Source organism: Maricaulis sp., from assembly GCF_048268525.1.
Taxonomy (GTDB): domain Bacteria; phylum Pseudomonadota; class Alphaproteobacteria; order Caulobacterales; family Maricaulaceae; genus Maricaulis.
Window position 1 is genome coordinate 247,710 of the sequence record NZ_JBLWVH010000001.1, and the last position, 26,585, is coordinate 274,294.

Genomic DNA, 26,585 nt, shown 5'->3' on the forward strand with positions numbered 1-26,585 from the left:
CTAAACGACCGACCCCATCTACCTGACGCATTGGAATCGGGGGCGAGAGCGTCCGGGAAAACTCCGCGAACGGGATGTCGGCGATGTCACGTTTTTCAAATCAAACCGGTTGACGGCATTGGCCGACATCCCGTTCCCCTCTCTACCCGAAACGCCAGGCGATCACGCCGTGGCGCCATTGGCGCTTGGGTCAGTCCTTGAACGGTCTGGGGGGCGGTGAGAACAGGCCGTAGGCCAGCGTCGAGGCGTAATAGGCAAAGGCCGCATCCGGATCGACGCCCTGGATCCAGTCGCGCAGGTCATGGGCCGAATTGAGTGCCCCCATGATCGCCTGGCTGGCGACAAGCGGGTCGATCGGGCGCACCGAGCCTTCGGTAATGCCATCGATCATCATGCCGGCGAAGCGTCGTGCCATGCGGTTGGAGCGGTCCAGAACATCATCGCGCAATTCATTGGGCAGGGCCTGCAATGCCGTTGTCCGCAGAAGCGGAAACTCGCTGAACAGCTGCACATTCAGCAACGTCGCCATGGAGGAGGATAATTGCTGCCAGTGATCACCACCCGCCTTGGTCGCGGCTCGCTGGACCAGCGAAACCCGTCCATAGGAGCGTCGGAAACACTCCAGAACCAGCTCGTCCTTGGCTTCGAGGTGATGGTAGAAACTGCCCTTGGTGACGTTGAGTTCCGAGGCGATCTGCTCGACCGAAGCACCCCGATAGCCGCGTTCATTGATCAGGAAGGTCGCGGCGCGGGCGAAATTGCCGGGCATGCCCTCAATGCCGACCTTCAATTCCGACTCGTCGATCGGAAGGAGGGCCGGTGTCCAGCCAGCGCCATCCATGGCGATGCCGTGTTCGAAAATCTCGATCATCCGGTGAATTACGCGTTCATAATCGCCGGTCGAGTACTGCGACAGCCAGGCCGGCAGCCAGAACATGTTCTGGACCAGGACGTGGGCACGAATGGTGCCGAGGATCTTTTCCTCGGCATTCTTCGGCGCATCGAAGAAAGTGCGAAGTTTGCGGAAGACCTGGACATAGCGCGTGGTGAGTTCGCTGCCGAAGGGCTCGTTCAGGGCGCGAATGTCCGAGATCACGGCGATCGGGCGTTCGACCTCGGCATTGATGCGCGCCTGCAGATCGAAATTCAGCCGGATATAGCGTTCGACACGCGCTCTCGGATTTGCTTCGGACGCGGCGTTGGCGACCATGTCCTCGATCCGCTCGAGTGCGCGCTCGAGCACGGCGGCGGCCAGCAATTCCTTGCGTTTGAAGTAGTAGGTGATGCTGGTGGTGTTCAGGTCAACCAGCTGGGCGACGTCGACGAAGGTCATGCCGCGCACACCATGGCGGTTGATCAGTGTGGCGGCGGCGTCGAGGATGAGCTCGCGCTTTTGATGGAAGCGGCGGGTCTTCGCCGTGTCCGTGGATTTCGGAGTCGCATTCATATCATTCGCTTAGCAGAGTTTGTTTATCTGGTCACGCGGCCCGACGTGTCGATTGTGCGAGTCATCCCTCCATTGCGATAGCAAAACCGGTATGGCGCGATCGCCTCTGATGGATTGTAAAAAGATCGTGATATCAGAACGTTTTCAGGGCTCATATGCGGTGTTGTCGGGGCGCAGTGTAACCATTTACCGAGGAAACGGTATGTCTTAGTTTGCTGCGGCGCGGGATGGCCGCGCCGAGGGTTTCTCGACCGGGATGCGCTATGACTGCTTCGATAGGGACTGCTGCGACAGGGGCAGCTGCGGCCGGGGCGTCACCGCCTGAAGAAATTGACCTGCACCGGCTGGCCGCCTGGCTTGCGACGGAAATCGACGGGTTCACGGGACCGGTCCGCTTGACGAAATTCCCCGGCGGGCAGTCCAATCCGACCTATCGTCTGGACACTGCCGACGCGTCTTGTGTGCTGCGTCGCAAACCCTTCGGCCCGCTCCTGCCGTCGGCCCATGCTGTCGATCGCGAATACCGCTTGATCTCCGCCTTGCATCCGACCGGATTCCCCGTCGCTCAACCCCGTGCCCTGTGCACCGATGACAGCGTGATTGGCTCGATGTTCTACGTCATGGAACTGGTCGACGGTCGTTCGCTGGCAGATGGCAGTCTGCCGGGTGAGATGCCGGAAAACCGGTCCGCCATGTATCGGGAGCTGACCACAACATTGGCCAGGCTCCACAATGTTGATCACGTCGCCGCCGGACTGGGTGATTTTGGACGGCCGGGCAATTACTTCGAGCGGCAGGTCGCCCGCTGGACCCGGCAATACCGGGCGTCCCAGACCGACGATCTTGCCGAGGTCGAGAGGTTGATTGAATTCCTGCCCCGGACAATTCCGGAACAGGCCCGAACCTCGATCATTCATGGCGACTATCGCATCGACAACGCGCTGTTCGAGCCCGGCGGGACCCGCATCAAGGCCGTTCTGGACTGGGAGCTCTCCACACTTGGCGATCCGCTCGCCGACTTCACCTATTACGCCATGCAGTGGGCGATGCCGTGGGAGGACGGGGGTGCCGGTCTGGAAGGCGTCGATTTCGCAGCAACCGGTATTCCAAGGCTGGATCAGACCGTGGACCTGTATTGCTCCCTGACCGGGCGTGACGGTGTCCCGGCGCTGGACTGGTATTTTGCCTACAACCTGTTCCGGCTGGTCGGGATTGTTCAGGGTATCAAGAAACGGATCCTGGACGGCAATGCGTCCAGTGACAAAGCAGAAGCGACCGTGGCGCGCCTGGTTCCGCTGGCTAAGCGGGCTTGGCACTTTGCCCGGCAGGCGGGCGCCTGAGGCCGGACGGTCAGGTGCTTGCGGATTCAATCGGGAGGGGCGCGATGTCCATGTTCAGTCTGGCGGGAAAGTCCGCCATCATTACCGGTGCGGCCTCCGGGATCGGTCGCGCATCGGCCATCCTTTTTGCGCAGGCCGGTGCCAGCGTCCTGGTCTGCGATCGTGCGGCAGCGGTTGAGGAGACCGCCGAGGCGATCCGGGCTGCCGGCGGGACGGCGAGCGCGATGGAGATGGATGCCGGCTCGGGCGCGGATGTCAGCGCAGCAGTCGCCGAGGCAGTCGCAAGGTTTGGTCGACTCGATATCGCCTACGCCAATGCCGGTATCACCGGCGGCCTGCCCGAATTCTTCGAAACTACCGAAGAGACCTGGGCCGATGTGCTCCGGGTCAATCTCATCGGACCCTTCCTCCTCATCAAGCATGCTGCACCCGAGATCATGAAGGCCGGGGGCGGGTCGATCGTCTGTACGGCGTCGGTCGCCGGATTGCGCCATGGCGCCGGTCCGGTTGCCTATTCGGCGTCCAAGGCCGGGGTCATCAACCTGGTCCAGCACGCCTGTCAGAGCCTGATCGGGACCAATGTCCGCGTCAACGCGATCTGCCCCGGATTGACCGAAACAGGCATGACCAAGCCTCTCTACGATCAGGTTCGGGCTGCCGGCCGGGAAGACCGGATCGGTCAGCTCAATCCGCTGCAACGAGGCGGCGAGCCTGAAGAGATTGCCGCCATGGCGCTGTTTCTCGCATCGCCGGCATCCAGCTATGTCAATGGACAGGCCATCCCGGTTGATGGCGGATTGTCGACATCACACCCGGTGTCGCCCGCGACACAGAAGGCGTCAAAGATGGCGCTGGATTCTTTGAAGGACGACTGATGTCGCTACCGCAGATACTGGCCGCCGCTGAAGCCACACAGTCATCCCTGACTGTGGATATTCCCGACACCTGGATGCAGGGACGCACGGCCTATGGAGGGCTGACTGCGGCCCTTGCCCTTGAAGCGGCCATGCGGTCACAGCCGGATCTGCCGCCCCTGCGCTCGGCGCAGATTGCATTTGTCGGGCCGCTGGCCGGTACAATCACGGTCAGGACCGAGCTCCTGCGTCGTGGCCGGACCGCCGCCTTCATCGAAGCCAATGTTTTCGCCGACGGGAAATTGGGCCTGAAGGCGTTGTTTGTGTTCATGGTCGGGCTTGAATCCAGCATCGATCATGCCGAGGCTTCGCGGCCGGACGTTCCGGATTTCGCCGATGCGGCTCCCGCCATGGCGAACCCGGATCCGAAATTCTTCACCTGCAATCTGGAGTACCGACACGCGCTCCCGCTGGAAGAGCGCCACAGGCCGGACTTCATGCGCTGGGTTCGACTGAAGGATCGCGATGGCCTGCACCCGATGGTCGAGTTGATGGTCATTGGAGATGCCTTGCCGCCGGCTGCCATGGCGCTGTTCTCCAAGCCGGGACCGATCAGCTCGATGACCTGGCAGATCAATCTGCTGATGGCGGAGCCCGTCACCACGGACGGCTGGTGGCTCAATCGGTCGACCGCCGACCTGGTCCGTCATGGCTCGTCCAGCCAGGCCATGCAGCACTGGAACGCCGATCGCGAACCGGTCATCACCGGTATGCAGAGCGTGGCGATTTTCGTCTGATCGCCCTGTCGGTTTCGCCCATTTCAACCGCTCCCTTTCCCTGAATCCTGCTATGGGTTTGCCAGTGATTTGGCTAAAGATGTGGATGCTTGCGGCGCTGATCGAATACAGGGTATGAAATGCGGCCGGGCCGCTTCCGGTCGGTCGAGTGTATCAAGTGGCAGCGTCAATCGCCCGCAAAGGGTCGAGAAACAGGAGATGGGGATGTCGGTAATTACAACGCGCAAGGACGGTGATGTCCTGGTCGTCACGTCCAACAACCCGCCGGTCAACGCGCTGGGTCAGGCTGTCCGCAAGGGTCTTGTCGATGCCATGGCCGAGGCAGCGGTCGACGACGCGGTCAAGGCAGTCGTTATCAATTGCGAAGGGCGGACCTTCTTCGCCGGGGCCGACATCACCGAATTCGGCAAGCCGCCGGTCGGCCCGTCCCTGCCGGAAGTGATCGACACGATCGAGGCGAGCGCCAAACCGGTTGTTGCGGCCATTCATGGAACCGCCCTCGGTGGCGGTCTGGAGGTCGCACTGGGTTGCCACTACCGGATTGCCGTCGCCTCCGCGAAGCTGGGTCTGCCGGAGGTCAAGCTGGGATTGTTGCCGGGGGCTGGCGGCACCCAGCGCCTGCCGCGTGTGGTCGGCGTCGAAGCGGCGCTGCCCATGATCGTCAAGGGCGATCCGATCCCGGCCGCCGCCGCCGAGCGGATCGGCCTGGTCGACAAGCTGGTCGCCGATGATCAGCTCGCCGAGAGCGGGATCGCCTTCGCGCGCAGTGTGTGTGCCGCCGCATCCCACCCGGTCTCAAGCGCTCGTACGGACAGGCTCGACACGACATTGAGCGATGAATTCTTCAACAACTTCCGCAAGACCGAGTTGCGACGATTGAAGGGATTTGAAGCGCCGGAGGCCTGTATCGAGGCTGTCCGCGCTGCTCTTGAACTGCCATTCGCCGACGGTGTGAAGAAAGAGCGTGAGCTGTTCGGCAAGCTGGTCTCCGGCACCCAGTCACGCGCCTTGCGTCATGTCTTCTTCGCCGAGCGGGCTGCCAGCAAGATAGACGATATCCCGGCGGACACACCGGTCCTGCCCATCGCCAGGGTCGGCATTCTCGGCGCCGGTACGATGGGCGGTGGCATCGCCATGAATTTCCTGACCGCCGGTATCGAGGTCACCATTCTGGAAAGGGAGCAGGAACCGCTGGACCGCGGTGTCGCGATCATCCGCAAGAATTACGAACGCTCGGCATCGCGCGGCAAGTTCACTGCCGAGCAGGTGGAGCAGTGCATGGGGCGGCTGACACCGACCCTCGACATGAAAGGCCTCGCTGATTGCGACCTGGTGATCGAAGCCGTGTTCGAGAACATGGACGTCAAGAAGGAGGTCTTCTCCAAGCTCGACGCCATCGTCAAACAGGGCGCGATCCTGGCCTCCAACACATCCTATCTCAATGTCGACGAGATGGCGGCCATGACCCAGCGGCCGGAAGCCGTGCTCGGGCTGCACTTCTTCTCGCCGGCCAATGTGATGCGCCTGCTGGAGGTGGTCCGCGCCGAGAAGACATCACCGACCGTGCTCAAGACGGCGATGGCACTGGCCAAGAAGGTCGGCAAGGTTGCTGTGGTGTCCGGTGTCTGTCACGGCTTCATCGGCAACCGTATGCTGTCGCCACGCCAGCAAGCCGCCAACGCCATGTTGATGCAGGGCATTACGCCTTGGGCGGTTGACGACGCGCTGACGGATTTCGGCATGCCGATGGGCCCGTTCCAGATGGCGGACCTGGCCGGTCTGGATCTGGGCTGGAACAAGGAGGCTTCGAAGGGCGAAACCATTCGCGACGTTCTGTGCGAGCGGGACCGTCGCGGCCAGAAAAATGGCAAGGGCTTCTACGATTACGACGAGAACCGCCGCCGCACCCCGTCAGCTGAGGTTGAAGAGGTGATTGCCGCCTTCGTCGCCCGGTCCGGGCAGGCGCCGCAATCATTCTCACCCGAAGAAATTCGCAATCGCCTGCTCTTCCCGATGATCAATGAGGGGGCGAAAATCCTCGACGAAGGCATGGCGCAGCGAGCGTCGGACATCGATACCGTCTGGATCAATGGCTATGGCTGGCCGGCCTATACGGGAGGTCCGATGTTCTGGGCCGACACGATCGGACTTGATATTGTTGTCGCGGGCCTGAAGTCCTTCGGGCACGAGGTGTCACCCTATCTCGCCGGCAAGGCAGCAAACGGTGAACGTTTCAACGGCTAGGGATCATTTCATCCCGGACCCGCGCCAGCCCTTCTTGCGCAGCTCGGTCTTCACGTCTTCGGTGTGTTCGCCGAGGCCCGGGGATCGGGTCGTTGCCCCCGTTTCGCTGCCCGACATGTGAATCGGTGAGCGGATTCCCGGAATGCCATCCGAGGTGATCTCGAGCCCGCGATGTTGGACTTGTGGATCGCGAAACGCCTCGGCGACCGAGTTGATGGGGCCGCCAGGTACCCCGTTATCTTCCAGCAGCGCCAGGGCATCGGAGCGGGGCATGGCCGCCAGCCTGTCGGCCATCAGCGCGGCGAGGGTCGCGCGGTTGCCGACGCGTTGGGCATTGGTCCGATTGGCGGCCAGTACGTCATCGCCGAGAGCGAGCGCCCTGGCCAGGCGCTCGAACTGACTGTCATTGCCACAGGCAATGATGATGTGGCCGTCCGCGCAGCTGAACTCCTGGTAGGGCACGATTGAAGGGTGGGCATTGCCGATCCGGCGCGGCGAATCTCCCGTGGCGAGGTAGTTCATCGCCTGGTTGCCGAGGACCCCGATCATTGAGTCCAGCAGAGCCATATCAATGTACTGGCCCTTGCCGGTCCGTTCTCGCTGGGCGAGGGCGGCCTGGATCGCGATGGTGGCGTAAAGTCCGGTGAAGACGTCCGCAAAGGCGACGCCCAGTCTCTGCGGTGACCCGTCGGCCTCGCCGGTCAGGTCCATCACGCCGCTCATCGCCTGGATGGCGAGGTCATAGCCGGCTCGGCTGGCGTAGGGACCGGTTTGGCCAAAGCCGGTCACTGAACAGTAGACGAGACGCGGGTGGTCGCCGGCGAGACTGGCATGATCCAGACCATATTTGGCCAGCCCGCCAACCTTGAAATTCTCGATGACGACATCGGCATCGGCGATCAGGGCGCGGACGAAATCGAGATCGTCCGGCCTGCGAAAATCTGCTGTTACGGACCGCTTGCCGCGATTGCAGGCATGGAAATAGGCGGCGGATCGCCCGCTCTCATGGTCAATCCAGGGCGGTCCCCAGGTCCGGGTGTCATCGCCGGCAGGGCTTTCCACCTTGACCACATCGGCGCCGAGATCGGCCAGGGTCTGCCCGACCCAGGGGCCGGCCAGGATGCGCGCCAGCTCGACGACCTTGAGGCCGGAGAGGGCGCGGTCTGCCGCCTCCTTCATTGCGTGATTTCGCCGGTATCGAGGAAGGGCGAGGCGTCGAGGTTCTCGGCGTCCATGAGCTCGGCGATACGCTGCAGCGAGGCAATCAGCATGTTCTGTTCCCAAGGCTGAAGCTCGCGGAAGGATCGCAGGAAACCGGCCTGAAGCAATTCCGGCGCGGTTTCCCCGGCTGCTATGCCGGTCTCGGTCAGGTGCGCCATCACAACCCGCTTGTCGGTGTCGCTTTTCACCCGCTCGACCAGGCCCGCCTGGGTCAGCCGGTCGAGGATGGAGGTGATGGTGGCCTGGCTGAGCGAGACGGCACGAGCAATCGCACTGGGCGACAAATCCCCTCGCTTGCGAAGTGTGTCGATCACGACCAGCTGCGGCGCGGTCAGCCCGGTCGCTTTGACCAGGCGCTTCGATTGAAGGTCGATCGCGCGCGTAATCCGTCGGAGGGACACAAGAATTTCGTCGTGATCGCTCATTCGGCTCGCCTGTCTGAAGTCCTAATTGGATTTACTCGCAGGTTCGCGGAAATCCAACAGGTTTGAGCCCAGTGATTTTGGAAATCTTGTTCGATGTCAAAGAATCTGTGCCCGACAAACCGGTGAAACAGAATGTCCAAATTCGCTCCAGCTCTGTCACATTCAAGTAACGGGTGCATATTTACCATTCTAATTCAGCAGCTTGTATGTGAGGTGGCGGGGTGGTCCGGTCCCGAAATGCTTCGCCTAAAAAGTTTCAACTCAAAGCTATGGTGGCCAGTCCGTACCGAAATCTCTACACACACTTCAAAATGTAACGCCACAAGGGACTGTCACTACGTCATGATGAAGCAACGGGCACTTTCAACGACCTTTCTGACCGCCGCGACCCTGTCGCTTGCCGGGGCCGGCCTCGCCGCCGCCCAGGTGGACGTCATTACCGTTACCGCCACCAAGCGGGAGCAGAGCACCCAGGATATTCCTCTTGCCGTGAACGCGATGAATGAGGAAACGCTGGACGAGCTCGGCGTTGATGTCTTCACCGATTACCTGCAACAGCTGCCGGGCGTGACCGCCGGCGGTTCCGGTCCGGGACAGGCCACGATCTATATCCGCGGTCTCGCTTCGACGACGCCGAACCTGACCACGGCCGGTGTGGCCGGTCTGGCGCCGAACGTCGCCCTCTATCTCGACGAGCAACCGGTATCGCAGCCGGGCCGAAACCTCGACGTCTATGCAGCCGACCTGGCGCGCGTCGAGGTTCTGCCGGGACCGCAAGGCACGCTGTATGGTGCGTCCTCGCAGGCCGGTACGGTGCGCCTGATCACCAATCGTCCTGATCCGTCGGCCTTCTATGCCTCGTCAAACTTTGCCGTGTCCTTCACCGAAGGCGGCGAGATGTCGAACAAGGTCGAGGCCGTCGTCAACGTGCCGGTCGCCGACAACTTTGCCCTTCGCGGTGTGGTTTATGTCGATCAGCAGGGCGGCTATATCGACAATGTTCCGGGCACCCGCAACGCGTCCGAGTCGGCCCGTTTCCGGCCTGCCGGCACAATGCGTGACAATGGCGTTCCGGTGAGCGCGACTCGCGCCGGTTTCCAGTCCACGGCCGACCTGTCCAATGTCACCTTCCTGGACGCCAATAATTCGTCGCTTCTGGAGAAGGATTTCAACGACACGACCTATTCCGGTTTCCGTCTGAGCGCGCTGTACGACTTCAATGCAGACTGGTCGCTGACCGTCATGCACATGCAGCAGCAGCTGGACTCCGAAGGCGTGTTCTTCATGGATCCCAACCTCGACGATCTGGAAGTCCAGCGCTTCGAGGAAGACGAGCTGGACGACTATTTCCACAATACGAGCTGGACGCTGGAAGGCCGTCTCGGCGCTCTGGAAATGGTCTATACCGGCGCCTACACGGATCGGAATACCGATCAGCGCGTCGACTATTCCGACTATCTCTTCGTCGGTCAGTACCTGCCCTATTATATCTGTGACGCCTCGGTCTCCTATCCGGGTGCGGCCGACCCGTCGGGCACCTGTCAGGCGCCGAACCTGTTCGTCCAGTCGGACACGCGGACCAAGGTCTTCACGCAGGAGTTGCGCTTCAACACGCCGGCAGATCGCCGTATCCGCGCGACCTTCGGCGGCTTCTACTCCGACATGGAAGTGGCCGAGCGCAATGACTTCACCTATCCGGGTTCGGTCAATGCGATCTCCTTTGATGGCGTTACCACCGGTTTCGCCCCGAACTATCCGTTGACCAACCTCGCCGTGACAGGTGCGGTTGGATCGGCTTCGCCGGGCTATTTCTCCGACCCGGGGCCTTTCCCGGCCGGCGTGATCTTCCGCAATGACGTGCTGCGCACGGACGAACAATACGGCGTTTTCGGTGAGGCCACATTTGACCTGACCGAGCAGTTCTCCGTCACGCTGGGTGCTCGTTACTATGACATCGAAGTTGACCTGGTCGGCAGTGCAAACGGCTCCTTCTTCAATTTCGGCCAGACCGACGACGCCCAGGTCTTCGGAACAAATATCTCGGCCCTTTACGCGCCGGACAATCCGTTCGGAAATCCGGACGTCGCGGCGACTGACGGCTTCATCTTCAAGGGCACGCTGGAATGGCGTCCGACCGACGGGGCGCTGTTCTACGCGACGGTCTCGGAAGGCTTCCGCCCGGGTCTGCTCAACCGCCCTGGCGGCGCGGCCGGACCGGGTGGCTACACCGTTCCCTACGCGTTGGAAACGGATGATGTGATCAACTACGAACTCGGTTGGAAAACCGATCTCTTTGACAACCAGGTCCGCTTCAACGGCAACGCCTTCATGGTCGAGATCGAGAACCTCCAGACGACGATCTTCGACCCGTCCATCACCAACCTCTTCTTCTCGGACAACGCAGCCAATGCGGAAATCCGCGGCCTCGAAGGGGATGTCACCTGGGCACCGGCCAGCATTGAAGGTCTGACCGTTGTAGGTGCCTTCTCGCTGCTCGATACCGAGATCACGGAAGTCCTGACCCCGACGAGTGACATCGTGGCCGGTTCGGAGCTGGCTTTCGCTCCGAGCTATCAGGCGAATGTCCGGGTCCGCTATGAGTGGTATCTGGAAAACGGCATGATGGCGCACGTGATGCCGCAAGTGACGATGACCGATGACAGCGTTTCTGACGTCATCGAGATCAACAAGGCGGATGTCGAGGGCTACACCTCGCTGAACTTCACGACGGGCCTGACCGGCGAGAGCTGGTCGGTCGAATTGTTCGCCAACAATCTCACTGATGAACGCGGCGAGATTGCCAATAACTTCGTCTTCGATCGCGAGCGCGTCACGGTCATCCGTCCGCGGACGATCGGCGTGCGTGTCGGGGTGCAGTACTAGGCCCTGACAAGCCGCTGGCCCAAGGCCACAATGGAAAGCGTCTCCGGGAGGGGACGCTTTCTGTTTTCCGAAAGACAGGCGGAGACCCCTGCGTGGCAGAAGAGACGGACATCCACGTCCAGGCGCTGAAGACGGCGCAAAAAGAGATGTATGAGGGCCGTTTCGATGCGGCTCAGGAGACGCTGCAGCCGGTTCTGGAGGTGTCTCCGGACCATGTTGAAGCGCTCTACATGCAGGCCGTGTGCGCCCGTTACCTCAAACGCCACGGAGAAGCCCGCGACGCGCTTGACCGCGTCAAGCGTGCCTCACCCGACTTTGGCCGTGCCTATCAGGAAGAAGGTCATCTCCTGCGGGCGCTGGGCGACGACGCCCGGGCCCTGATCGCCTATCAGCGCGCCTGCCGTTTCAATCCGGCGCTTGTCGCCAGCTGGCAGGCCCAGTCGGAATTGCTGCAAGCGGCCGGTCGTCCGGCAGAGGCCAGTGGCGCGGCGGCGCAGGCCGAACGGATCAATGCCCTGCCGCGCGAGCTGGTGTCGGTCACCCATCTGCTGCACGAAGGCAAATTGCTCAAGGCGGAACAGCTCTGCCGGGCCTTCCTCCAGAAAACGCCCCATCATGTCGAGGCGATGAGACTGCTGGCGGAGATCGGGTCGCGTTTCGGCGTGCTTGAAGATGCCGATTTCCTGCTCGAGAGCGCCATCGGCTTTGAACCGGACAATACCCAGCTCCGGCTCGACTACATCCAGATCCTGCGCAAGCGGCAGAAGTTTGCGGCCGCGCTTGATCAGGCCCGAAAGCTTTGGGAGAGCGATCGGGACAATCCGCTGTTCAAGTCGCACTACGCCATCGAGTGCATGCAGACCGGAAATTATGACGAGGCTTTGACGCTGTTCGAGGAAATCCTCGTCACGCTGCCCGGCGATCCTGCGACACTGACATCTCGTGGGCATGCGCAGAAAACGCTCGGACAGCATGACGACGCGGTCGCCAGCTATCGGGCGGCGTTTGCCGCCAAACCCGATCACGGGGATGCCTGGTACGGGCTGGCCAATCTCAAGACCTATCGTTTCACCGATGACGAAGTCACAGCCATGCAGGCGCTGGAAGCCGGAAGCGAGTTGGCATTCCAGGATCGCGTCCATCTGAGCTTTGCCCTGGCCAAGGCATTCGAGGATCGTGAGGACATCGCCCGGGCGTTCGACTTCTACGAGAAGGGCAACACGCTCAAACGCGTCCAGACGCGCTATACGACCGAGCAGATGAAGGCGGAGCTCGATGCCCAGGCCGAGATTTGTGACGAGGCGCTGTTTGCCAGTCAGTCGGGCAAGGGATGCGCCGATCCAGACCCGATCTTCATCGTCGGGCTTCCAAGGGCCGGGTCCACGCTGCTCGAGCAAATCCTGGCTTCGCACAGTCAGGTCGACGGCACTTTGGAACTCCCCAATATTCTCGCCCTGTCGCATCGATTGCGGGGGCGGCAGCGGCTGAGCGACAAGACACGCTATCCGCGGGTGCTGCACGAGCTGGATGCCGGGCAACTGGAAGCGCTGGGCCGGGACTATATCGAAAACACCCGCATCCATCGGGCCGGTGCGCCGCGCTTTACCGACAAGATGCCAAACAATTTCCGGCATATCGGCCTGATCAAGCTGATCCTGCCCAATGCCCGCATCATTGATGCGCGACGCCACCCGATGGCCTGCTGTTTCTCCGGCTTCAAGCAATTATTCGCGGAAGGCCAGGAATTTACCTACGGGCTCGAGGAGATCGGTCACTACTACCGAAATTATGTGGCGCTGATGGATCATTGGGACCGGGTGCTGCCCGGGCAGGTCCTGCGCGTGAACTATGAGGACGTCGTCTCAGACCTTGAAGGCCAGGTTCGACGCATTCTCGACCATTGCGACCTGCCATTCGAACAGGCCTGCGTCGATTTCCACACGACAGAGCGTGCGGTCCGGACGGCCAGTTCGGAACAGGTTCGCCAGCCGATCTTTGATGCGGGCGTGGCGCAGTGGAAGAAATTCGAACCGCATCTCGACCCGCTCAAGCGTGCGCTGGGTGAGGATATACTGGCCCGAGCGGGACAAGGAACATCATGACCAGACGCCTCTACAAGACCGATCATGAAATCGGGCAGGACAATATTTCCGTGCTCGGCCTCGATGTTCACAACCCGGTTTTCTTCATCTCGGCGGTTATCATGATCGGCTTCGTGACAGCGGCCGTCTTGATGCCGGAAGCCGTTTCGGCAGGCCTGTTCGCGGCGCGAGACTGGGTGCTGGCGACATTCGACTGGTTCTTCGTGCTTGGGGTCAATCTGGTCTTCCTGTTCTGTCTGGTCGTCATGGTCTCGCCGCTCGGCAAGCTGCGCATCGGCGGCAGCTCGGCCAAACCGGATTTCTCGACCCGGTCCTGGCTGGCCATGCTGTTCTCCGCCGGCATTGGTATCGGGCTGATGTTCTGGGGGGCGGCAGAGCCGCTGGCCTATCATACTGACTGGTTCGGCACGCCGCTGGGCGTTGAGCCCGGCACCGACGCATCGGCCCGGTTGGCGCTGAGCGCGACCATGTTCCACTGGGGCCTGAATGCCTGGTCGATCTATGCGGTCCTGGGTCTGGCCCTGGCCTATTTCACCTTCTCCAAAGGCCTGCCGCTGACGGTGCGCTCGGCTTTCTACCCGCTTCTCGGCGAGCGAATCTGGGGCTGGCCTGGCCACCTGATCGACCTCCTCGCGGTGGTCGCAACCCTGTTCGGGCTGGCCACATCGCTGGGACTGGGCGCGCAACAGGTCGCCAGTGGCCTCGACTTCCTGTTCGGGATCGACCCGGGCATCCTGACCCAGATCATCGTCATCGGCTGCATCACCTCCATCGCGATCGTGTCGGTGGTGCGCGGTCTGGATGGCGGCGTGAAGGTACTGTCCAACATCAACATGGTCATGGCCGGCATCTTCCTGCTGTTCATCTTCATCGTCGGACCGACGCTGCTGATCGCCAACGGTTTCTGGGAGAACACCGTCGATTATGTCCGCGATTTCCTGCCGCTGGCCAATTGGGTCGGACGCGAGGACACCGAATGGTTCCATGGCTGGACCGTATTCTATTGGGCCTGGTGGGTATCCTGGTCGCCCTTTGTTGGCATGTTCATCGCACGGGTGTCCAAGGGGCGGACGGTCCGCGAATTTCTGGTCGCCGTGATCTTCGTGCCGATGCTGATCACGATCGCCTGGTTCTCGACCTTCGGCGAGACCGCGATTTTCCAGTATGAAAATGGTATCGGCGAGCTGGCCGACGGGGTCGGCGAGGTTTCGCTGGTCCTGTTCCAGATGCTCGAACACCTGCCGTTTGCCGCGATCACCTCGGGGATTGCCATCGTCCTGGTCTTCGTCTTCTTCGTGACCTCGTCCGACTCCGGCTCGCTTGTTATCGACTCGATCACAGCTGGCGGCAAACTGCATGCGCCCGTGCCGCAGCGGATTTTCTGGGCGTCCATCGAGGGTCTGGTTGCCGCGGTCCTGCTTTATGGCGGTGGAGCGCAGGCCCTGCAGGGATTGCAGGCCGGCGCGATCACGGCCGGTCTGCCCTTCATGGTCGTGCTTCTGGTGTGCTGCTACAGCCTCTGGAAGGGGTTGTGGTCGGATTTGCGGGCCCAACGGGCGCTGGAGGCGGCGCAGGACAAACCGGTTGAAGCGGAAGGCTAGCCGCGGTTCAGCGGCTGGCTCACAGCCACTTCATCATCCTGAATATCCAGATCTGCACGGCGCTGATCCCGCCCAGGATGACCAGGAAGATCCAGAAGGCGCTGGGCAGGTCGGCGCCGGGGATTCCGCCGACATTGATACCCAGCAAACCGGTCAGAAAGCCCAGCGGCAGGAAGATCGCGGCGACGAGTGACAGGACGTAGAGATTCTTGTTCATCCGGTCGGCCAGCGCATTGGCCAGCTCGTCCTTGACGATCTGCGCCCGCTCGCGGATGGCATCGAGGTCCTCGAGATAGCGGGTGATGCGGTCGAGATTTTCCTGCAGGCGACGCCTGTGGCCGGTGTTCAGCCAGTCCAACTCGGATGTGCGCAGATAGGCGATGACGTCGCGCTGGGGGGCGAAATAGCGGCGGAAGATGATGGCCTGCTTGCGCAAGGCGGTGATCTCCTGACGCTCGGCGACAGACGGCTCCTCCATCACCCGTTCCTCGACCTCATCCAGCCGCTCGTGCAGCTGGGTCATCACCGGCTCCATGCGTTCGAACAGGCGGGCCGACAACTGGCCGATGAACTCGCCGGCATCCTTGGGGCCGTTGCCGGATGCCAGCTTGTCCTGGATATCGCGGACGGCCTTGGTCTGGCGCCGCTGGACAGAAATAATGCGCGACGGGTCGACCCAGACACGCACGGAAATCATGTCTTCGGGTTGGGAGTCGGCATTCAGGTTGACGCCGCGCAGGATCATCATGGCGCCGTTCTCGAATTCGAGCAGGCGTGGCCGCGTCTCGTCGGCCAGCAGGGCGTCGATGATCAGCGGGTCGAGATAGTCCAGCTCGTTTTCGATCCACTCGCGACTGGCTGGATGCAGGGCGTCGAGATGAACCCAGGCCAGGGCGTCATCCTGGATTTCGTGGGCGACGGCGGTGCCGCTGAGCAGCTGCCCGCTGCCATCTCCGGTGATCGAGGCGGCGTAGAGAATGCCGGCAGTGTCGTCCATGTCAGCCCTCCAGCACGGAAGCGGATGACTTGATATGCACGTCGCGCTGCGGGAAGGGGATTTCGATCCCGGCATCGCGGAATTTGCGCCAGATCGTGAACATCACCTCGCTCTGGGGCGCCCAGCGACCTTTCACGACATCGCCGATCCAGAACAACAGGGTGAAGTCGACCGAGCTGTCGCCGAAATTGCGCAGGAAGCATTGTGGCTTCGGGTCTTCGATTGTGGACGGGTGCTCGCGCGCCGCTTCCAGGATCAGGGCCTGTGCCTTCTCCAGGTCGGAGCCATAGGAGACGCCAATGCCGATTTCGATGCGGCCACGCGTATTGGTCAGGGTCCAGTTGGTGACGCGGTTGGTGATCAGGTCTTCGTTGGGAACAAGGATCTCCTTGCCATCAAGCGTTTCGATCAGGGTGTAGCGGGCGCTCGACTTGCGCACGAAACCGGACACCCCGTCGGGTAGTTCGATGAGGTCGTCCTGCTCCACCGACCGTTCCAGCAGCAGGATGATGCCGGAGATGAAGTTCGATGCGATCTTCTGCAGACCGAAGCCCAGGCCGATGCCAAGGGCGCCGGAAAACACGGTCAGCGTGGTCAGGTCCAGCCCCATCAGGTCCATGGTCACCAGGAAGGCGACCAGGTAGAGCGCGATCTGGAAAACCTTGGTGATCAGGATGCGGGTGGTGGCGCGCAGCTTGGTCAGCTTGCTCAACCGGCCTTCAACAAGGGCGGCGATGATTGCCGTGGTCCAGAACACCATGGCCAGCACCAGCGCGCCGCGCAGCACGTCATAGGCGCTGACCGCCAGGCTGCCGACGGTAAACGTCAGCATCGGTGTGTCGAGATAGGTCCGGACCGTGTCGAGATGGCCTGACATGCCGGCGGCCAGGACGGCAACAAGCGTCGCGAAGACCAGGATGCCGGCCCAGGCGCCATTCGGTTTGATCAGCGATAACAGGAAGGTCTTCATGCCCGCAGGCCTTTTCTGGTTTGTGGCGCAATCACGCCCCAACCATCAGCCGTACTCTGCGTGCCGGTTCGAGGCAAGCGCTTGCCCGGCCTCAGTAATCACGGCGCCAGCGGATAGAAACGGCGGCGTCGGTGTCGGCCGAGACGCGTGACAGGATGCTGAGATCCGGGGTCAGGGACCATTCGATCAGCGCTTCATTGATGGCCGAGGCACCATTGGCGCCAACCTCGACGTAAACATTGTCACCAAAGCGGCGCCCGCCGACGACCGACAGGTTGCCGTCGGCATTGGTTGAAATGTCGAGGCGGTCAATACCGGCCAGGTCGCGCAGCTGCCCGACAACGTCCAGCAGGCTCTGCCCTGAAAGTTGCGCAGCCAGCTGTGCGGCCTCGAATGCTCCAAGCTCGCTGACCGACTGCTCGAACAATAGCCGGGACAGGATTTCGTCTTCCGGCAGGGCCGGATCGCTGGTCAATGTGATGGTCGGTTCCTGGGCCGAGCCGGTGACCCTGGCGGTTGCCTGGAAGTCTGTCCGGTTGTGAACGGCGCTCAGGTCGACACGGGCATCGCCGGGCGCGCCGTCAAAGGTCACCGTACCGTCCGCAAGCGTGAATCGGCGATTGAACACGAAGGCCGACCCGCCAACCAGGGTCGCGGTGCCGAACAGTGACGGCTTGCTCTCCGGTCCGGTGATGTGCAGGTCGACACCCCACTCGGAGGTGAATGCCCTCGATGAGACATACAGGCCGTTGCTCGCCCGGACCCGGTAATCGATACGGACCGGAAGGCGGGATTCATTCGGGGCGCGGTGATCCTTGGGCTGGTTGATCTCGACGACTTGCAATTGAGGGATCGACGCGGCCCCGTTCAGCGTCGGCTGTGTCCGCAACTGGTCCACCCGGCTTTCCCCGCCCACCAATAGTCCATCGCCATCAAGCGTGAGGTCGATATCACCACTGGCCTGGACCGTCAGTTCCGGGCGGCGTACCGCGACGAAACGCTGGTATTCGAACCGTGCCGAACCGTGTGGCGGGCCATCTTCGTGGAGTTCCAGTTGTCCGTGTCCGGTCAGCCGACCTTCGCGGGCGTCGTTCGCCGACAGGCGCGTCAGCTCAAACCGCGTGCCGCTCATCGCGAGATCCATCTCCAGGTCGGAAATCCGGCTTCCCGCGGTCGTCGCATTGATCCGGCCATCCCGCAGGGCCAGTTCGCCGTCCAGGTGCGGGGCTGAGACTGTGCCGGAAACCGTCAGACCGGCGTCGACCTGTCCGCTCTCCAACAGGATGTCCGATGGCAGGAACAACGCTGCCAGCGCCATCAGCTCTCCATCGGCTTCGATCCGGCCGGACAGGGCAGCATCGGCGTCACCTTGCGGGCGGGCAATATCGGTGGTTGCGCCGGCCCGATTGATCTCGGCACGCGCCACCAGGCCGCCACCGGTCAGATTGAGCACTGAGTGTGCATTGTCCTGCAGGGAGGCTTCGAAAACCAGGTCGAGGGCGGGCATGTCGGGCAGGTCGCTGGTCAGCAGTCCCGTTGCGGCAAATTCCGCGTCACCGCGCCAGATCCCGTCTCGTTCGCGCAGGTCCGCCGTTCCGGAAATCATGCCCTGGGTCGCGGGCATGGCCGTGATATCGGCGAGTACACCAACGGGCAGGCTGTCGATCATCAGGTTGGCAATCGGGCTGATGCCGGCGGTCTCAAGGGTGAGGTCCATACGACCACCCCCGAGCGTAATCGCGGCAGAAGCTGTCACGCCTTCCGGGTTGGTTGCGAAGCGGATGGGCTCAACAGTGGTCCAGTTGTGTGCGGCCCATTTTCCCGAAGGCGACAGGGAAACGGACACGCCGTCATCGGTGAGGACAATCTCGCCGGTTGCGGACAGATCCACATTGCTGCGAACCCGGCCATCGGCACGCGCGGACACGATGATGCGCGACAGCGGGCCGGACAGGGTCAGGTTTGCGGCATTGAGGTCGGCCGCGCCAATCCGTTGGGCTTCCAGGGCAAGCTCCGCATCCAAATGCCCGGCGCGCAGGTCATCGAGCGTTGCGGTGAAGCCGGCCGTCAGGGACATCAGGTCCTCGCGCTCGGCCTGGAGCGCCACGGTCACATCCTGTCCGGCCAGCGCTGCCGATCCGCTGAGTTCGACGTCGTCGAACCGGCCGTCGGTGACGATGAGTTCACTGCGACCGGGCTGATGACGGACGGTCCCGTTGAGCGAGACGTCACCCGTGTCGCGGTCGGCGGTGAGAACCCATTCCAGCGTGGTGGCTGCATCGTCGACCACCCCGCCCAACCGGCCCCTGACACCCAGCCTTGGCGAGTGGAGCCGGACGGGACCGGCCTGTAGCTGCCGCGACGTGGTCACGGCCCGAATCCGCAGGGCCTCGCGGTCCCGCACAAGCCGGAACGCCGTTGCCAGACCGCCGTCAATCTCCACAGCGGAGACCGGGATGGCGCCGGACATCGCCAAATCGCCGGTCGCGCGCCAGTCAAGCGTGTCCTCAAAATCACCACTGAGGGTCAGGTCGAGGGCCGGGCTGCGGGCATTGAAGGTTGAAACGGTCCACCCGGTGCCGGTCGGGCGCAAGCTGGTGCGTGCGGTGATGCCGTCGAGCAGGCCGTCAGCCGCATCGGGCCAGATCATGTCGCTGCCATCGATACGCAAATCCACCGACTGGTCCGGCGCGATGGAAATCTCGATATTTGCGGGTCCGGCCAGGTCAGGATGAACCAGCGAAGTCTCGATGAGGCTGATAGTCGCCTCGCCGACAGGCCAAGCGGCATCAGGTGGCAGGTATCCGCCGGCGATGACAGTCATCTGCTCCGAGGTGATGGCGAAGCCGGGGGCGATCCGCCAGCCGGTATCGCCACCGGTGTTGGCGACGCTGCCCGACAGCCGCAACCGGCCGTCCGCGAGCCGGTCAATCTCTGGCCAGTCAGTCCGGATACCATCCAGATCCAGGCCCAGTGTCAGCCGGGGCAACCCGTCTGACAGGGCAATGCCGACGGATCCGTCGATGCGCTGTACGGACATGTCGGCAAGTTCGACCCCTTCGGCTACGGGGCGAAGCTGAATGTCGAGGCTATCACCCCGGGTCAGGTCTGCTGATCCGCTGACCGAGCGGGTGCGGACACGGTCGCCCGACAGGCGGGCGATCAGGGCCGGGCTGATGTCGAACTCTGCCTGGATGACCGGCGCGGTCACGCCGCGCAATACGAGCCGGCTATCGTTGGATCGGAGGGTCACATGATTGATCGTGACGCCGTCTGCGAGGATACCGTCAGCCTCGACGCGCACCGCTGTGACTTCGGCCGCCAGAGGTTCGGCGACCAAGTCCCAAGCAGCGACATTGATGGTGGCGGCGGCACGCCAGTCACGCTCGTCCCACTCGATGCCCGCTTCCGCCCTGATGTCGCCGTCGGCCCTCAGGGTCAGCTCGCCGCGACCGGATGTGTAATCGCCGTCTGCGTGGCCGGCGATCCGGATGGTTTGATCCGGCAATCGTAACAGGGCCGCCAGTGTTCCGCCGGCCTCTCCATTGGCGATCAGCGTGCCCGCGATGCCTTCCGCCGTGATGCGCAGGTCTGCCGCCAGATCGTCACCCGGGACGTCAAGCCGTTCGACTTGAAGTGACAGATTGCTCGCCCCTGGCCGAATCTGGGCGCTCGCCCCAGCCGTCAGCTCGGCTTGTGGTCCGGCCACGCCCTGTGCCAATTCCAGGCGCGACAGTTCGAGACGATCAAGGTCGACAGCGGGCAATCTCGCAGGGGCGCTTGATCGGTCATTGGCCGGAACCGCCGGGGCGGCGTCGAAAATGGGGCGGCGGGCAATGACCACCTGTTCGACCAGGGCTTCATTGACCCGGACAGGGCGCATCAGGAGGCTTCGGGCCTGCCAGTCGAGCGTGATGGCGTTGGCGGTCAGCCAGATTCCCTCGTCATCGCTCAGGGTCAATTGTTCAATGAACAGCCTGGACAGGGGGTCGCCGCGCACGCCGGAAACCGCGATGCGTCCGACGCCCGCAATCTGGCGTCCGTCCAGCTGGCTGGTGACCAGCCAGCGACCCGGTGCCTGGCTGGCTGCCACTCGCAAGCCGATCGCAATGACCGTGAGACCGATCAAGACAAGTCCCGCCCAGAGCGCAAGGCGTCGTATGAGAGCCAAGCGGTTCACGCTCAGAACGCCTGGCCGAGACTGAAATAGATCTGGAAGGCGGGCTCGCCGCTGCGACGGTCGAGCGGTGTAGCGATGTCGATGCGGACTGGTGCGAAGTCGAAATAGTAGCGGGCACCAACTCCGATCGCACTGCGCATTCCGCCAAATTCCGGGGCGTTGAGGTCTGACGCGATGGCATTGTCCACGAACGCCACCGCGCCCCATTGCGGGTTGATCCGCCAGCGAAGCTCGGTGCTGATTTCGACCACCGACAGTCCGCCGAAGGGCTGGTCGTCACTGCCGACAGGGCTGAGGGACTGGTATTCGAACCCGCGTGCTGACCCGCCGCCGCCGGCGAAGAAGCGCTGATCGGCGGCGAGCGTTGACGCGGAGGTGCCCAGAACGGACCCGATACGGGCCCGCCCGGCTGCGATGAGGTCCTCGCCCAGTTGGAAATAGCCAGCCGCCCTGGCATCCAGGCGGACATACCGGCCGTCCTCGTCGCCGAATGTCAGCGCGGGTGTCATTTGCAGTGACAGGCGTACACCGCCGGTCGGATCAAGCGGATCATTGCGGCTGTCATAGGCTCCGCTCAGATCGAAGGCCGCGGTGACGATGTCGCGCTCGCCATCGACATCAGTCACCCGCGAGGTGTCGAGCGATATGCCGGCGCCGTAGGTCCGTCGCCCATCCCGGCGATTGATGCCGATACCGGCCTCGATCTCGTCCTGGTCATAGGCGTCAGTGGTCTCCCGGGTCACCCCGGAATGGAGGAATAGGGTCTGTGCGTGGCGCCGCCAATGCGGGCGCTCAAGACGTGCCGATGCTGACTGGTTCAGGGTCGCCAGCGTCGTCGACAGCGTCAGGGTCTCGTCCCGCCCGAACATGTTGCGCCGGGTCCAGCGCATGTCCGCACCTGCGCCCTCGCTGGTGGAATAACTCAGGCCGGTCTCGATCGTGTGGCGCGCGGCGGCTGTCAGTGAGACATTGATCGTTCGTTCGGCGGTTTCTGCAGTGGCCGGCCCCAGCGTGACCCTTGCGGAGCGGACGCTGGCCAGCCCGTCAAGGCGCCTTTGATAGGTCAGCATCTCTTCGCGACTGGCCGCCGCGCCACGCCGAAGGGGTGAGATGCGGGCGATGAACTGGGGGTCCCAGGAATCCGTCTCGCGGCTGACATCGCCATATCGCGAAAAGGGTCCGGCCTCGAAGCGGAAGGTGATCAAGGCGTCCTGGCCGGCATGGTCGACGACAACTTCGCGATCCAGCAGTTCGGCGTCAGGCCAGCCGCCATTCTGCAAGGCCCGCAGGGCACGGGCTTCGGCATCGATGACAGGCTGTGCGAGAAGTGGTGCGCCAACGGGCAGCGAGACGGCCGCCAGGGCACTGTCGCGGGCAGCGGAATCGGTGCCGGTCTGCGCGTCCACACGCCTGACCGTGAATTGCGGACCCGGCAGGACTCGCAGGCTCGCGCCGTGCCGGTCATCGACATAGGTATCCACACGGGCGCTGTAATAGCCTCGTGACCGCAACAAGCGGCGCGCCCGGCCAGCCGCTGTCCGGGCATCGCGCATGGCACTGGTGGCCGGAATATCCGCTGAACTCTCGCGATCTCCAACGGCGGCTACCAAGGCCGCCAGCAGCTCGGCATCGCGCACGCCCTGCACATGTGCCAACGGTTCGGCGAAAGCCGCCGGACTGGTCAACAAGACTAGGGCTGCAAGAAGGGCGGTTCTCAAACCGGGTCACCATGGAACTCGATCCAAGGTTTATAAGGCCCGGACGGCGACCTGTCCTCCCCTATTGTGGTGTCAGACTGCGACGCTGTGTTGATCCGTCGAGAACCGGAAATCCGGATCGAGCCGTGCCGCGAGATTGCGGACATAGGGGCGCCCGGCCGCGGTCAGGGTGATCCGCTGACCGTCGATCCGGGCGAGGCCATCCAGGACCATGTCATTGATCTGGTCGACCGGGTCGTCGGCTTCAAGCCAGGTTTCGAACTTGCACAGCAGGGCTGCAATTCGGTCTGCGACGGCCCGCTGGGCAGGGGAACGTTCGATGCCGCGCACCAACATGTCCTTGCCTGCAATCACCGCGTCGGCATAGCGGACCGGATTGGGTTCGGTCTGGACGTAGCCTTGCGGGCATTCGCTTATCGCGGAGGCGCCAAGCCCGACGAGGATGGTCGAAGGATCAGTGGTGTAGCCCTGGAAGTTGCGGCGAAGTCCGCCGTTTCGCGCGGCTTGGGCAAGTGGATCGCCCGGGCGGGCGAAGTGGTCCAGTCCTATCCGGTCATAGCCGGCTTCGCTGAGGGCTTGTCCAGCGGCCTGCATCTGGTCGAACCGCTCTTCGGCGCCCGGAAGCCGGTTCTCCGGAATGGCGCGCTGGTGTTTCTTGAACCAGGGCACATGCGCATAGCCGAACACTGAAACGCGATCTGCGCCCATTTCGGCGATAGCACCGGCGGTCTCGCGGACTTTGGTGACTGTCTGAGCAGGCAGGCCGTACATCATGTCCATGTTGATGGCCGCGATGCCGACCTCACGCAATCGGTCTGCGGCGGCCTGGACCACGTCGCGTGACTGGGGCCGATTGATCAGCTTTTGAACTTCCGGAGAGATGTCCTGCACACCCAGGCTGGCGCGGTTGACCCCGGTTTCGGCCATTGCGCGGCAGAGTTCGGCGTCCAACTCGCGGGGATCAAGCTCGACGGCAATCTCCGCATCCGCTGTGACATTGAACGCGGTGCGGATGCGATGCATCACGGCGCGAAACTCGTCGGCGCTCAGCATGTCGGGCGAGCCGCCACCGAAATGGATATGGCAGACGCGTGCATCTGTCGGCGCGATCTCGGCCCGTCTTGTGATGTCGATGTCGAGGGCCGTCAGATAGTTGCGAACCCGCTGGTGACCGTTCGGAATCGTGGTGTGGCAGCCGCAATACCAGCACATTGATTTGCAAAACGGGATATGGACGTAAACCGAAAGGGCGGGGGCTTCGCCCTGCTCCTGCATCCAGCCCTGCCATTGTTCAAGTCCTGTGCCGCCGCGGAACTTCGTCGCCGGCGGATAGGAGGTGTAGCGTGGTACGGCCTCGAGAGCGTATTTGGCGATAAAGGTCGGGTCGACGGAGGGCATGCCGGAAATTCTCCATAATTTAATTGAGAGAATAATGCGGTGTTGTCCGGACCGGCATGCGCCCAAAGCGCGCAGGGGGCGGGCGTCGGAGTCGCGCGGGGCGCCGATCAATGGAGATCATGGTCGACCACATGATGCGAGCATGTTAGGGGTAACATTAATCTAGCAGCAGACGCCCGCAGGCCCTGGAGCGTCAAGCAGGAAGCCGGACATGGCCGAACTCGTACCCGTTGAACCGTTTGATATTGTTGTCTTTGGAGCGACAGGGGATCTGGCGCTCCGCAAATTGATCCCCGCGCTCTTTCACCGTTGGTGCGATGGTCAGATCACCGATGACAGCCGGATCATCTGCGCGTCGCGCGATACCATGGAGTCCTCGGTTTTTCAGGAGCTTGCCGCGACCCATGTGATCACCGGAAAAACCTCGGCAGAACGAAAGGCGGCATGGGCTGAATTCGCCGGGCGCCTGGCCTATGTGTCCGTGGACGCTGCAAGCGAGACTGCCGGATGGAGTGATCTGGCCGCGGCGCTCGACCCCGACGAGAACAAGATCCGGCTCTATTATCTGGCCCTGCCGCCCTCGATCTACGGGTCAATCTGTGCCGGCCTGGCGGCGCACAAGCTGAACACGCCGAACGCCCGCATTGTCCTGGAAAAGCCGATCGGGTCGAACTACCACACGGCACGGGCGATCAATGACAAGGTCGGTGAGGTTTTCCGCGAGAACAACATCTTCCGTATCGACCACTATCTCGGCAAGGAGACGGTCCAGAACCTGCTGATCCTGCGCTTCGCCAACTATCTGTTCGAGCCGATCTGGAATGCCAACGGCATCGACCACGTCCAGATCACGGTTGCGGAATCGCTGGGGGCCGGCAAGCGGGCCAGCTATTATGACCGGTCCGGTGCGTTGCGCGACATGGTCCAGAATCACTTGCTCCAGCTGGCCTGTCTGGTCGCGATGGAGCCGCCTGCCTCGCTCGATCCTGACGCAGTCCGGACAGAAAAGCTCAAAGTCCTCAAGGCTCTGCGCCCGGTGACCGCCGTCAATGTGGGCCAGGATGTGGTGCGCGGGCAGTATCAGGCCGGTGCTGTCGATGGCGAGACCGTGCCCGGCTATGCCGAGGAAGTCGGCCATGCGACCCAGACAGAGACCTTTGTCGGTGTCCGGGCCCATGTCGACAATTGGCGCTGGGCGGGGGTCCCCTTCTACCTGCGGACCGGCAAACGCATGGCTGCCCGACGGTCAGAGATTATCGTCCAGTTCAAACCCATTCCGCATGATGTTGTGGGGGCGACGGAAGGCGCGATGCGTCCGAACCGGTTGGTCATCCGCCTGCAGCCGGATGAGGGCGTCAAGCTGATGTTGATGACCAAGGACCCGGGGCCTGGCGGTCTGCGTTTGCGCTATGTGCCGCTCAACCTCGCCTATGCCGAGCATTTTGATCATGACTATCCGGACGCCTATGAGCGCCTGTTGATGGCGGTCGTGCGCGGCAATCTCAGCCTGTTCATGCGACGCGACGAGGTTGAGGCGGCTTGGCGCTGGGTCGACGGAATCATCCAGTCCTGGGAGGACACCCAGTCAAAGCTATATGGCTACCAGGCCGGCACAGACGGGCCCACACAATCCGCCTTGTTGCTCGCCCGAGAGGAAAGGGAATGGTTTGATGGCCTTGGCGACTGAGCAGACAGACACACTGACCGTCCATCCGGACAGGGCAGCGATGGCGGAGGCGCTTGCCGGGCCGATAGCGACTGCTCTGGAGACAGCGATCGCGCGGGATGGCGAGGCTGTGCTGGCGGTGTCCGGTGGCTCGACGCCTGAAGCGCTTTACAAACGTCTGGCGGCAACCGAACTCGACTGGGCACGTGTGTGTGTCGTGTTGGTGGACGAGCGTTGGGTTGACGCGGGAGAGCCAGGGTCGAACGAGACCTTTCTGCGTTCGACCCTGATGACCGGCAAGGCCGCCGCAGCCCGACTGATCGGTCTGAAGGCTCGTGGCGAGACTCCGCTGGACGGTGTGGCGGATGTAACCGCAAGTCTGTCAGGCGTCCGTTTCCCGCCTGACGTGGTGATCCTCGGCATGGGCGATGATGGCCACACAGCGTCCTGGTTTCCGCGTGCCGATGGGTTGGAGACCGCGCTTTCCGAGACCGGCGCGCCGGTGTGCGCGATCCGGGCCCGGCAGACTGCCGTCACCGGCCACCTGACCGACCGCATGACACTGACCCGAGCAGCCCTGGCCGGCGCCGGTATGAGCCTTCTCCTGATCGCGGGTGAGGGCAAGAAAGCGGCCCTGGAATCGGCAATGGCCGATGGTCCGGTCGCCGACATGCCGGTCCGCGCACTGTTGCGCTCCGAAACGGACCGTCCCGATATTCACTGGGCGCCCTGATTTAACCGG

17 protein-coding genes are annotated in these 26,585 nt (G+C 62.7%); 9 read left to right on the forward strand and 8 right to left on the reverse strand.

Going from position 1 to position 26,585, the window contains the following annotated elements; translation table 11 throughout:
* Window positions 1-190: 190 nt before the first annotated feature.
* Complete coding sequence (locus ACN0X9_RS01015) at window positions 191-1,447, reverse strand: TetR/AcrR family transcriptional regulator (RefSeq protein ID WP_417485775.1); 1,257 nt, start codon at window positions 1,445-1,447, stop codon at window positions 191-193.
* A 263-nt stretch (window positions 1,448-1,710) separates the two neighbouring features.
* Here ACN0X9_RS01015 and ACN0X9_RS01020 point away from each other — a divergent pair, with 263 nt between their 5' ends.
* The 4 genes from ACN0X9_RS01020 (at window position 1,711) to ACN0X9_RS01035 (ending at window position 6,682) form a co-directional block, all read left to right on the forward strand.
* Window positions 1,711-2,787 carry a phosphotransferase family protein gene (locus ACN0X9_RS01020; RefSeq protein WP_417485776.1) on the forward strand — a complete coding sequence of 359 codons (1,077 nt, stop codon included), beginning with the start codon at window positions 1,711-1,713 and terminating at the stop codon, window positions 2,785-2,787.
* 50 nt (window positions 2,788-2,837) lie between these two features.
* On the forward strand, window positions 2,838-3,662 hold the full coding sequence (locus tag ACN0X9_RS01025) for an SDR family NAD(P)-dependent oxidoreductase (protein ID WP_417485851.1): 825 nt from the start codon (window positions 2,838-2,840) through the stop codon (window positions 3,660-3,662).
* Complete coding sequence (locus tag ACN0X9_RS01030; RefSeq protein ID WP_417485777.1) at window positions 3,662-4,438, forward strand: thioesterase family protein; 777 nt, start codon at window positions 3,662-3,664, stop codon at window positions 4,436-4,438. Before ACN0X9_RS01025 ends, ACN0X9_RS01030 begins: the two co-directional genes overlap by 1 nt.
* Before the next feature lie 204 nt (window positions 4,439-4,642).
* Window positions 4,643-6,682: a 3-hydroxyacyl-CoA dehydrogenase NAD-binding domain-containing protein gene (locus ACN0X9_RS01035; protein WP_417485778.1), complete on the forward strand. Its 2,040-nt coding sequence runs from the start codon at window positions 4,643-4,645 to the stop codon at window positions 6,680-6,682.
* A 3-nt stretch (window positions 6,683-6,685) separates the two neighbouring features.
* Here ACN0X9_RS01035 and ACN0X9_RS01040 read toward each other — a convergent pair whose 3' ends face one another.
* Both ACN0X9_RS01040 and ACN0X9_RS01045 read right to left on the reverse strand, forming a co-directional pair.
* Complete coding sequence (locus tag ACN0X9_RS01040; RefSeq protein WP_417485779.1) at window positions 6,686-7,861, reverse strand: CaiB/BaiF CoA transferase family protein; 1,176 nt, start codon at window positions 7,859-7,861, stop codon at window positions 6,686-6,688.
* Window positions 7,858-8,328 carry a MarR family winged helix-turn-helix transcriptional regulator gene (locus ACN0X9_RS01045; protein WP_417485780.1) on the reverse strand — a complete coding sequence of 157 codons (471 nt, stop codon included), beginning with the start codon at window positions 8,326-8,328 and terminating at the stop codon, window positions 7,858-7,860. The genes ACN0X9_RS01040 and ACN0X9_RS01045 overlap by 4 nt, the downstream gene beginning before the upstream one ends.
* 342 nt (window positions 8,329-8,670) lie before the next feature.
* Here ACN0X9_RS01045 and ACN0X9_RS01050 point away from each other — a divergent pair, with 342 nt between their 5' ends.
* The 3 genes from ACN0X9_RS01050 (at window position 8,671) to ACN0X9_RS01060 (ending at window position 14,914) form a co-directional block, all read left to right on the forward strand.
* Window positions 8,671-11,211 (forward strand): TonB-dependent receptor, encoded by a 2,541-nt coding sequence (locus ACN0X9_RS01050; RefSeq protein ID WP_417485781.1) that lies wholly within the window; start codon window positions 8,671-8,673, stop codon window positions 11,209-11,211.
* 92 nt (window positions 11,212-11,303) lie between these two features.
* Complete coding sequence (locus tag ACN0X9_RS01055) at window positions 11,304-13,313, forward strand: sulfotransferase (protein ID WP_417485782.1); 2,010 nt, start codon at window positions 11,304-11,306, stop codon at window positions 13,311-13,313.
* Window positions 13,310-14,914: a BCCT family transporter gene (locus ACN0X9_RS01060; RefSeq protein ID WP_417485783.1), complete on the forward strand. Its 1,605-nt coding sequence runs from the start codon at window positions 13,310-13,312 to the stop codon at window positions 14,912-14,914. The genes ACN0X9_RS01055 and ACN0X9_RS01060 overlap by 4 nt, the downstream gene beginning before the upstream one ends.
* Before the next feature lie 19 nt (window positions 14,915-14,933).
* Here ACN0X9_RS01060 and ACN0X9_RS01065 read toward each other — a convergent pair whose 3' ends face one another.
* The 5 genes from ACN0X9_RS01065 to hemN form a co-directional block, all read right to left on the reverse strand.
* Window positions 14,934-15,911, reverse strand: coding sequence for a zinc transporter ZntB (locus ACN0X9_RS01065; RefSeq protein ID WP_417485784.1), 978 nt, complete (start codon window positions 15,909-15,911; stop codon window positions 14,934-14,936).
* Between the two features lies 1 nt (window position 15,912).
* Entirely contained in the window at window positions 15,913-16,881 is a 969-nt protein-coding gene (locus ACN0X9_RS01070) for a mechanosensitive ion channel family protein (RefSeq protein ID WP_417485785.1), read from the reverse strand.
* 91 nt (window positions 16,882-16,972) lie between these two features.
* Window positions 16,973-21,010 carry a translocation/assembly module TamB domain-containing protein gene (locus tag ACN0X9_RS01075; RefSeq protein WP_417485786.1) on the reverse strand — a complete coding sequence of 1,346 codons (4,038 nt, stop codon included), beginning with the start codon at window positions 21,008-21,010 and terminating at the stop codon, window positions 16,973-16,975.
* Between the two features lie 53 nt (window positions 21,011-21,063).
* Entirely contained in the window at window positions 21,064-22,749 is a 1,686-nt protein-coding gene (locus ACN0X9_RS01080; protein ID WP_417485787.1) for an autotransporter assembly complex protein TamA, read from the reverse strand.
* Between the two features lie 102 nt (window positions 22,750-22,851).
* Window positions 22,852-24,177 (reverse strand): oxygen-independent coproporphyrinogen III oxidase, encoded by a 1,326-nt coding sequence (gene hemN / locus ACN0X9_RS01085; RefSeq protein WP_417485788.1) that lies wholly within the window; start codon window positions 24,175-24,177, stop codon window positions 22,852-22,854.
* Between the two features lie 211 nt (window positions 24,178-24,388).
* Here hemN and zwf point away from each other — a divergent pair, with 211 nt between their 5' ends.
* Both zwf and pgl read left to right on the forward strand, forming a co-directional pair.
* Window positions 24,389-25,864 (forward strand): glucose-6-phosphate dehydrogenase, encoded by a 1,476-nt coding sequence (gene zwf / locus ACN0X9_RS01090; RefSeq protein WP_417485789.1) that lies wholly within the window; start codon window positions 24,389-24,391, stop codon window positions 25,862-25,864.
* Window positions 25,848-26,576, forward strand: coding sequence for a 6-phosphogluconolactonase (gene pgl, locus ACN0X9_RS01095; RefSeq protein ID WP_417485790.1), 729 nt, complete (start codon window positions 25,848-25,850; stop codon window positions 26,574-26,576). Before zwf ends, pgl begins: the two co-directional genes overlap by 17 nt.
* Window positions 26,577-26,585: the final 9 nt, after the last annotated feature.

What these genes read in the sequence shown, in the direction of transcription:
- ACN0X9_RS01015 (WP_417485775.1), bottom strand. Translation starts at nt 1,447, where the DNA reads ATGAATGCGACTCCGAAATCCACGGACACGGCGAAGACCCGCCGCTTC.
- ACN0X9_RS01020 (WP_417485776.1), top strand. Translation starts at nt 1,711, where the DNA reads ATGACTGCTTCGATAGGGACTGCTGCGACAGGGGCAGCTGCGGCCGGG.
- ACN0X9_RS01025 (WP_417485851.1), top strand. Translation starts at nt 2,838, where the DNA reads ATGTTCAGTCTGGCGGGAAAGTCCGCCATCATTACCGGTGCGGCCTCC.
- ACN0X9_RS01030 (WP_417485777.1), top strand. Translation starts at nt 3,662, where the DNA reads ATGTCGCTACCGCAGATACTGGCCGCCGCTGAAGCCACACAGTCATCC.
- ACN0X9_RS01035 (WP_417485778.1), top strand. Translation starts at nt 4,643, where the DNA reads ATGTCGGTAATTACAACGCGCAAGGACGGTGATGTCCTGGTCGTCACG.
- ACN0X9_RS01040 (WP_417485779.1), bottom strand. Translation starts at nt 7,861, where the DNA reads ATGAAGGAGGCGGCAGACCGCGCCCTCTCCGGCCTCAAGGTCGTCGAG.
- ACN0X9_RS01045 (WP_417485780.1), bottom strand. Translation starts at nt 8,328, where the DNA reads ATGAGCGATCACGACGAAATTCTTGTGTCCCTCCGACGGATTACGCGC.
- ACN0X9_RS01050 (WP_417485781.1), top strand. Translation starts at nt 8,671, where the DNA reads ATGATGAAGCAACGGGCACTTTCAACGACCTTTCTGACCGCCGCGACC.
- ACN0X9_RS01060 (WP_417485783.1), top strand. Translation starts at nt 13,310, where the DNA reads ATGACCAGACGCCTCTACAAGACCGATCATGAAATCGGGCAGGACAAT.
- ACN0X9_RS01065 (WP_417485784.1), bottom strand. Translation starts at nt 15,911, where the DNA reads ATGGACGACACTGCCGGCATTCTCTACGCCGCCTCGATCACCGGAGAT.
- ACN0X9_RS01070 (WP_417485785.1), bottom strand. Translation starts at nt 16,881, where the DNA reads ATGAAGACCTTCCTGTTATCGCTGATCAAACCGAATGGCGCCTGGGCC.
- hemN (WP_417485788.1), bottom strand. Translation starts at nt 24,177, where the DNA reads ATGCCCTCCGTCGACCCGACCTTTATCGCCAAATACGCTCTCGAGGCC.
- zwf (WP_417485789.1), top strand. Translation starts at nt 24,389, where the DNA reads ATGGCCGAACTCGTACCCGTTGAACCGTTTGATATTGTTGTCTTTGGA.
- pgl (WP_417485790.1), top strand. Translation starts at nt 25,848, where the DNA reads ATGGCCTTGGCGACTGAGCAGACAGACACACTGACCGTCCATCCGGAC.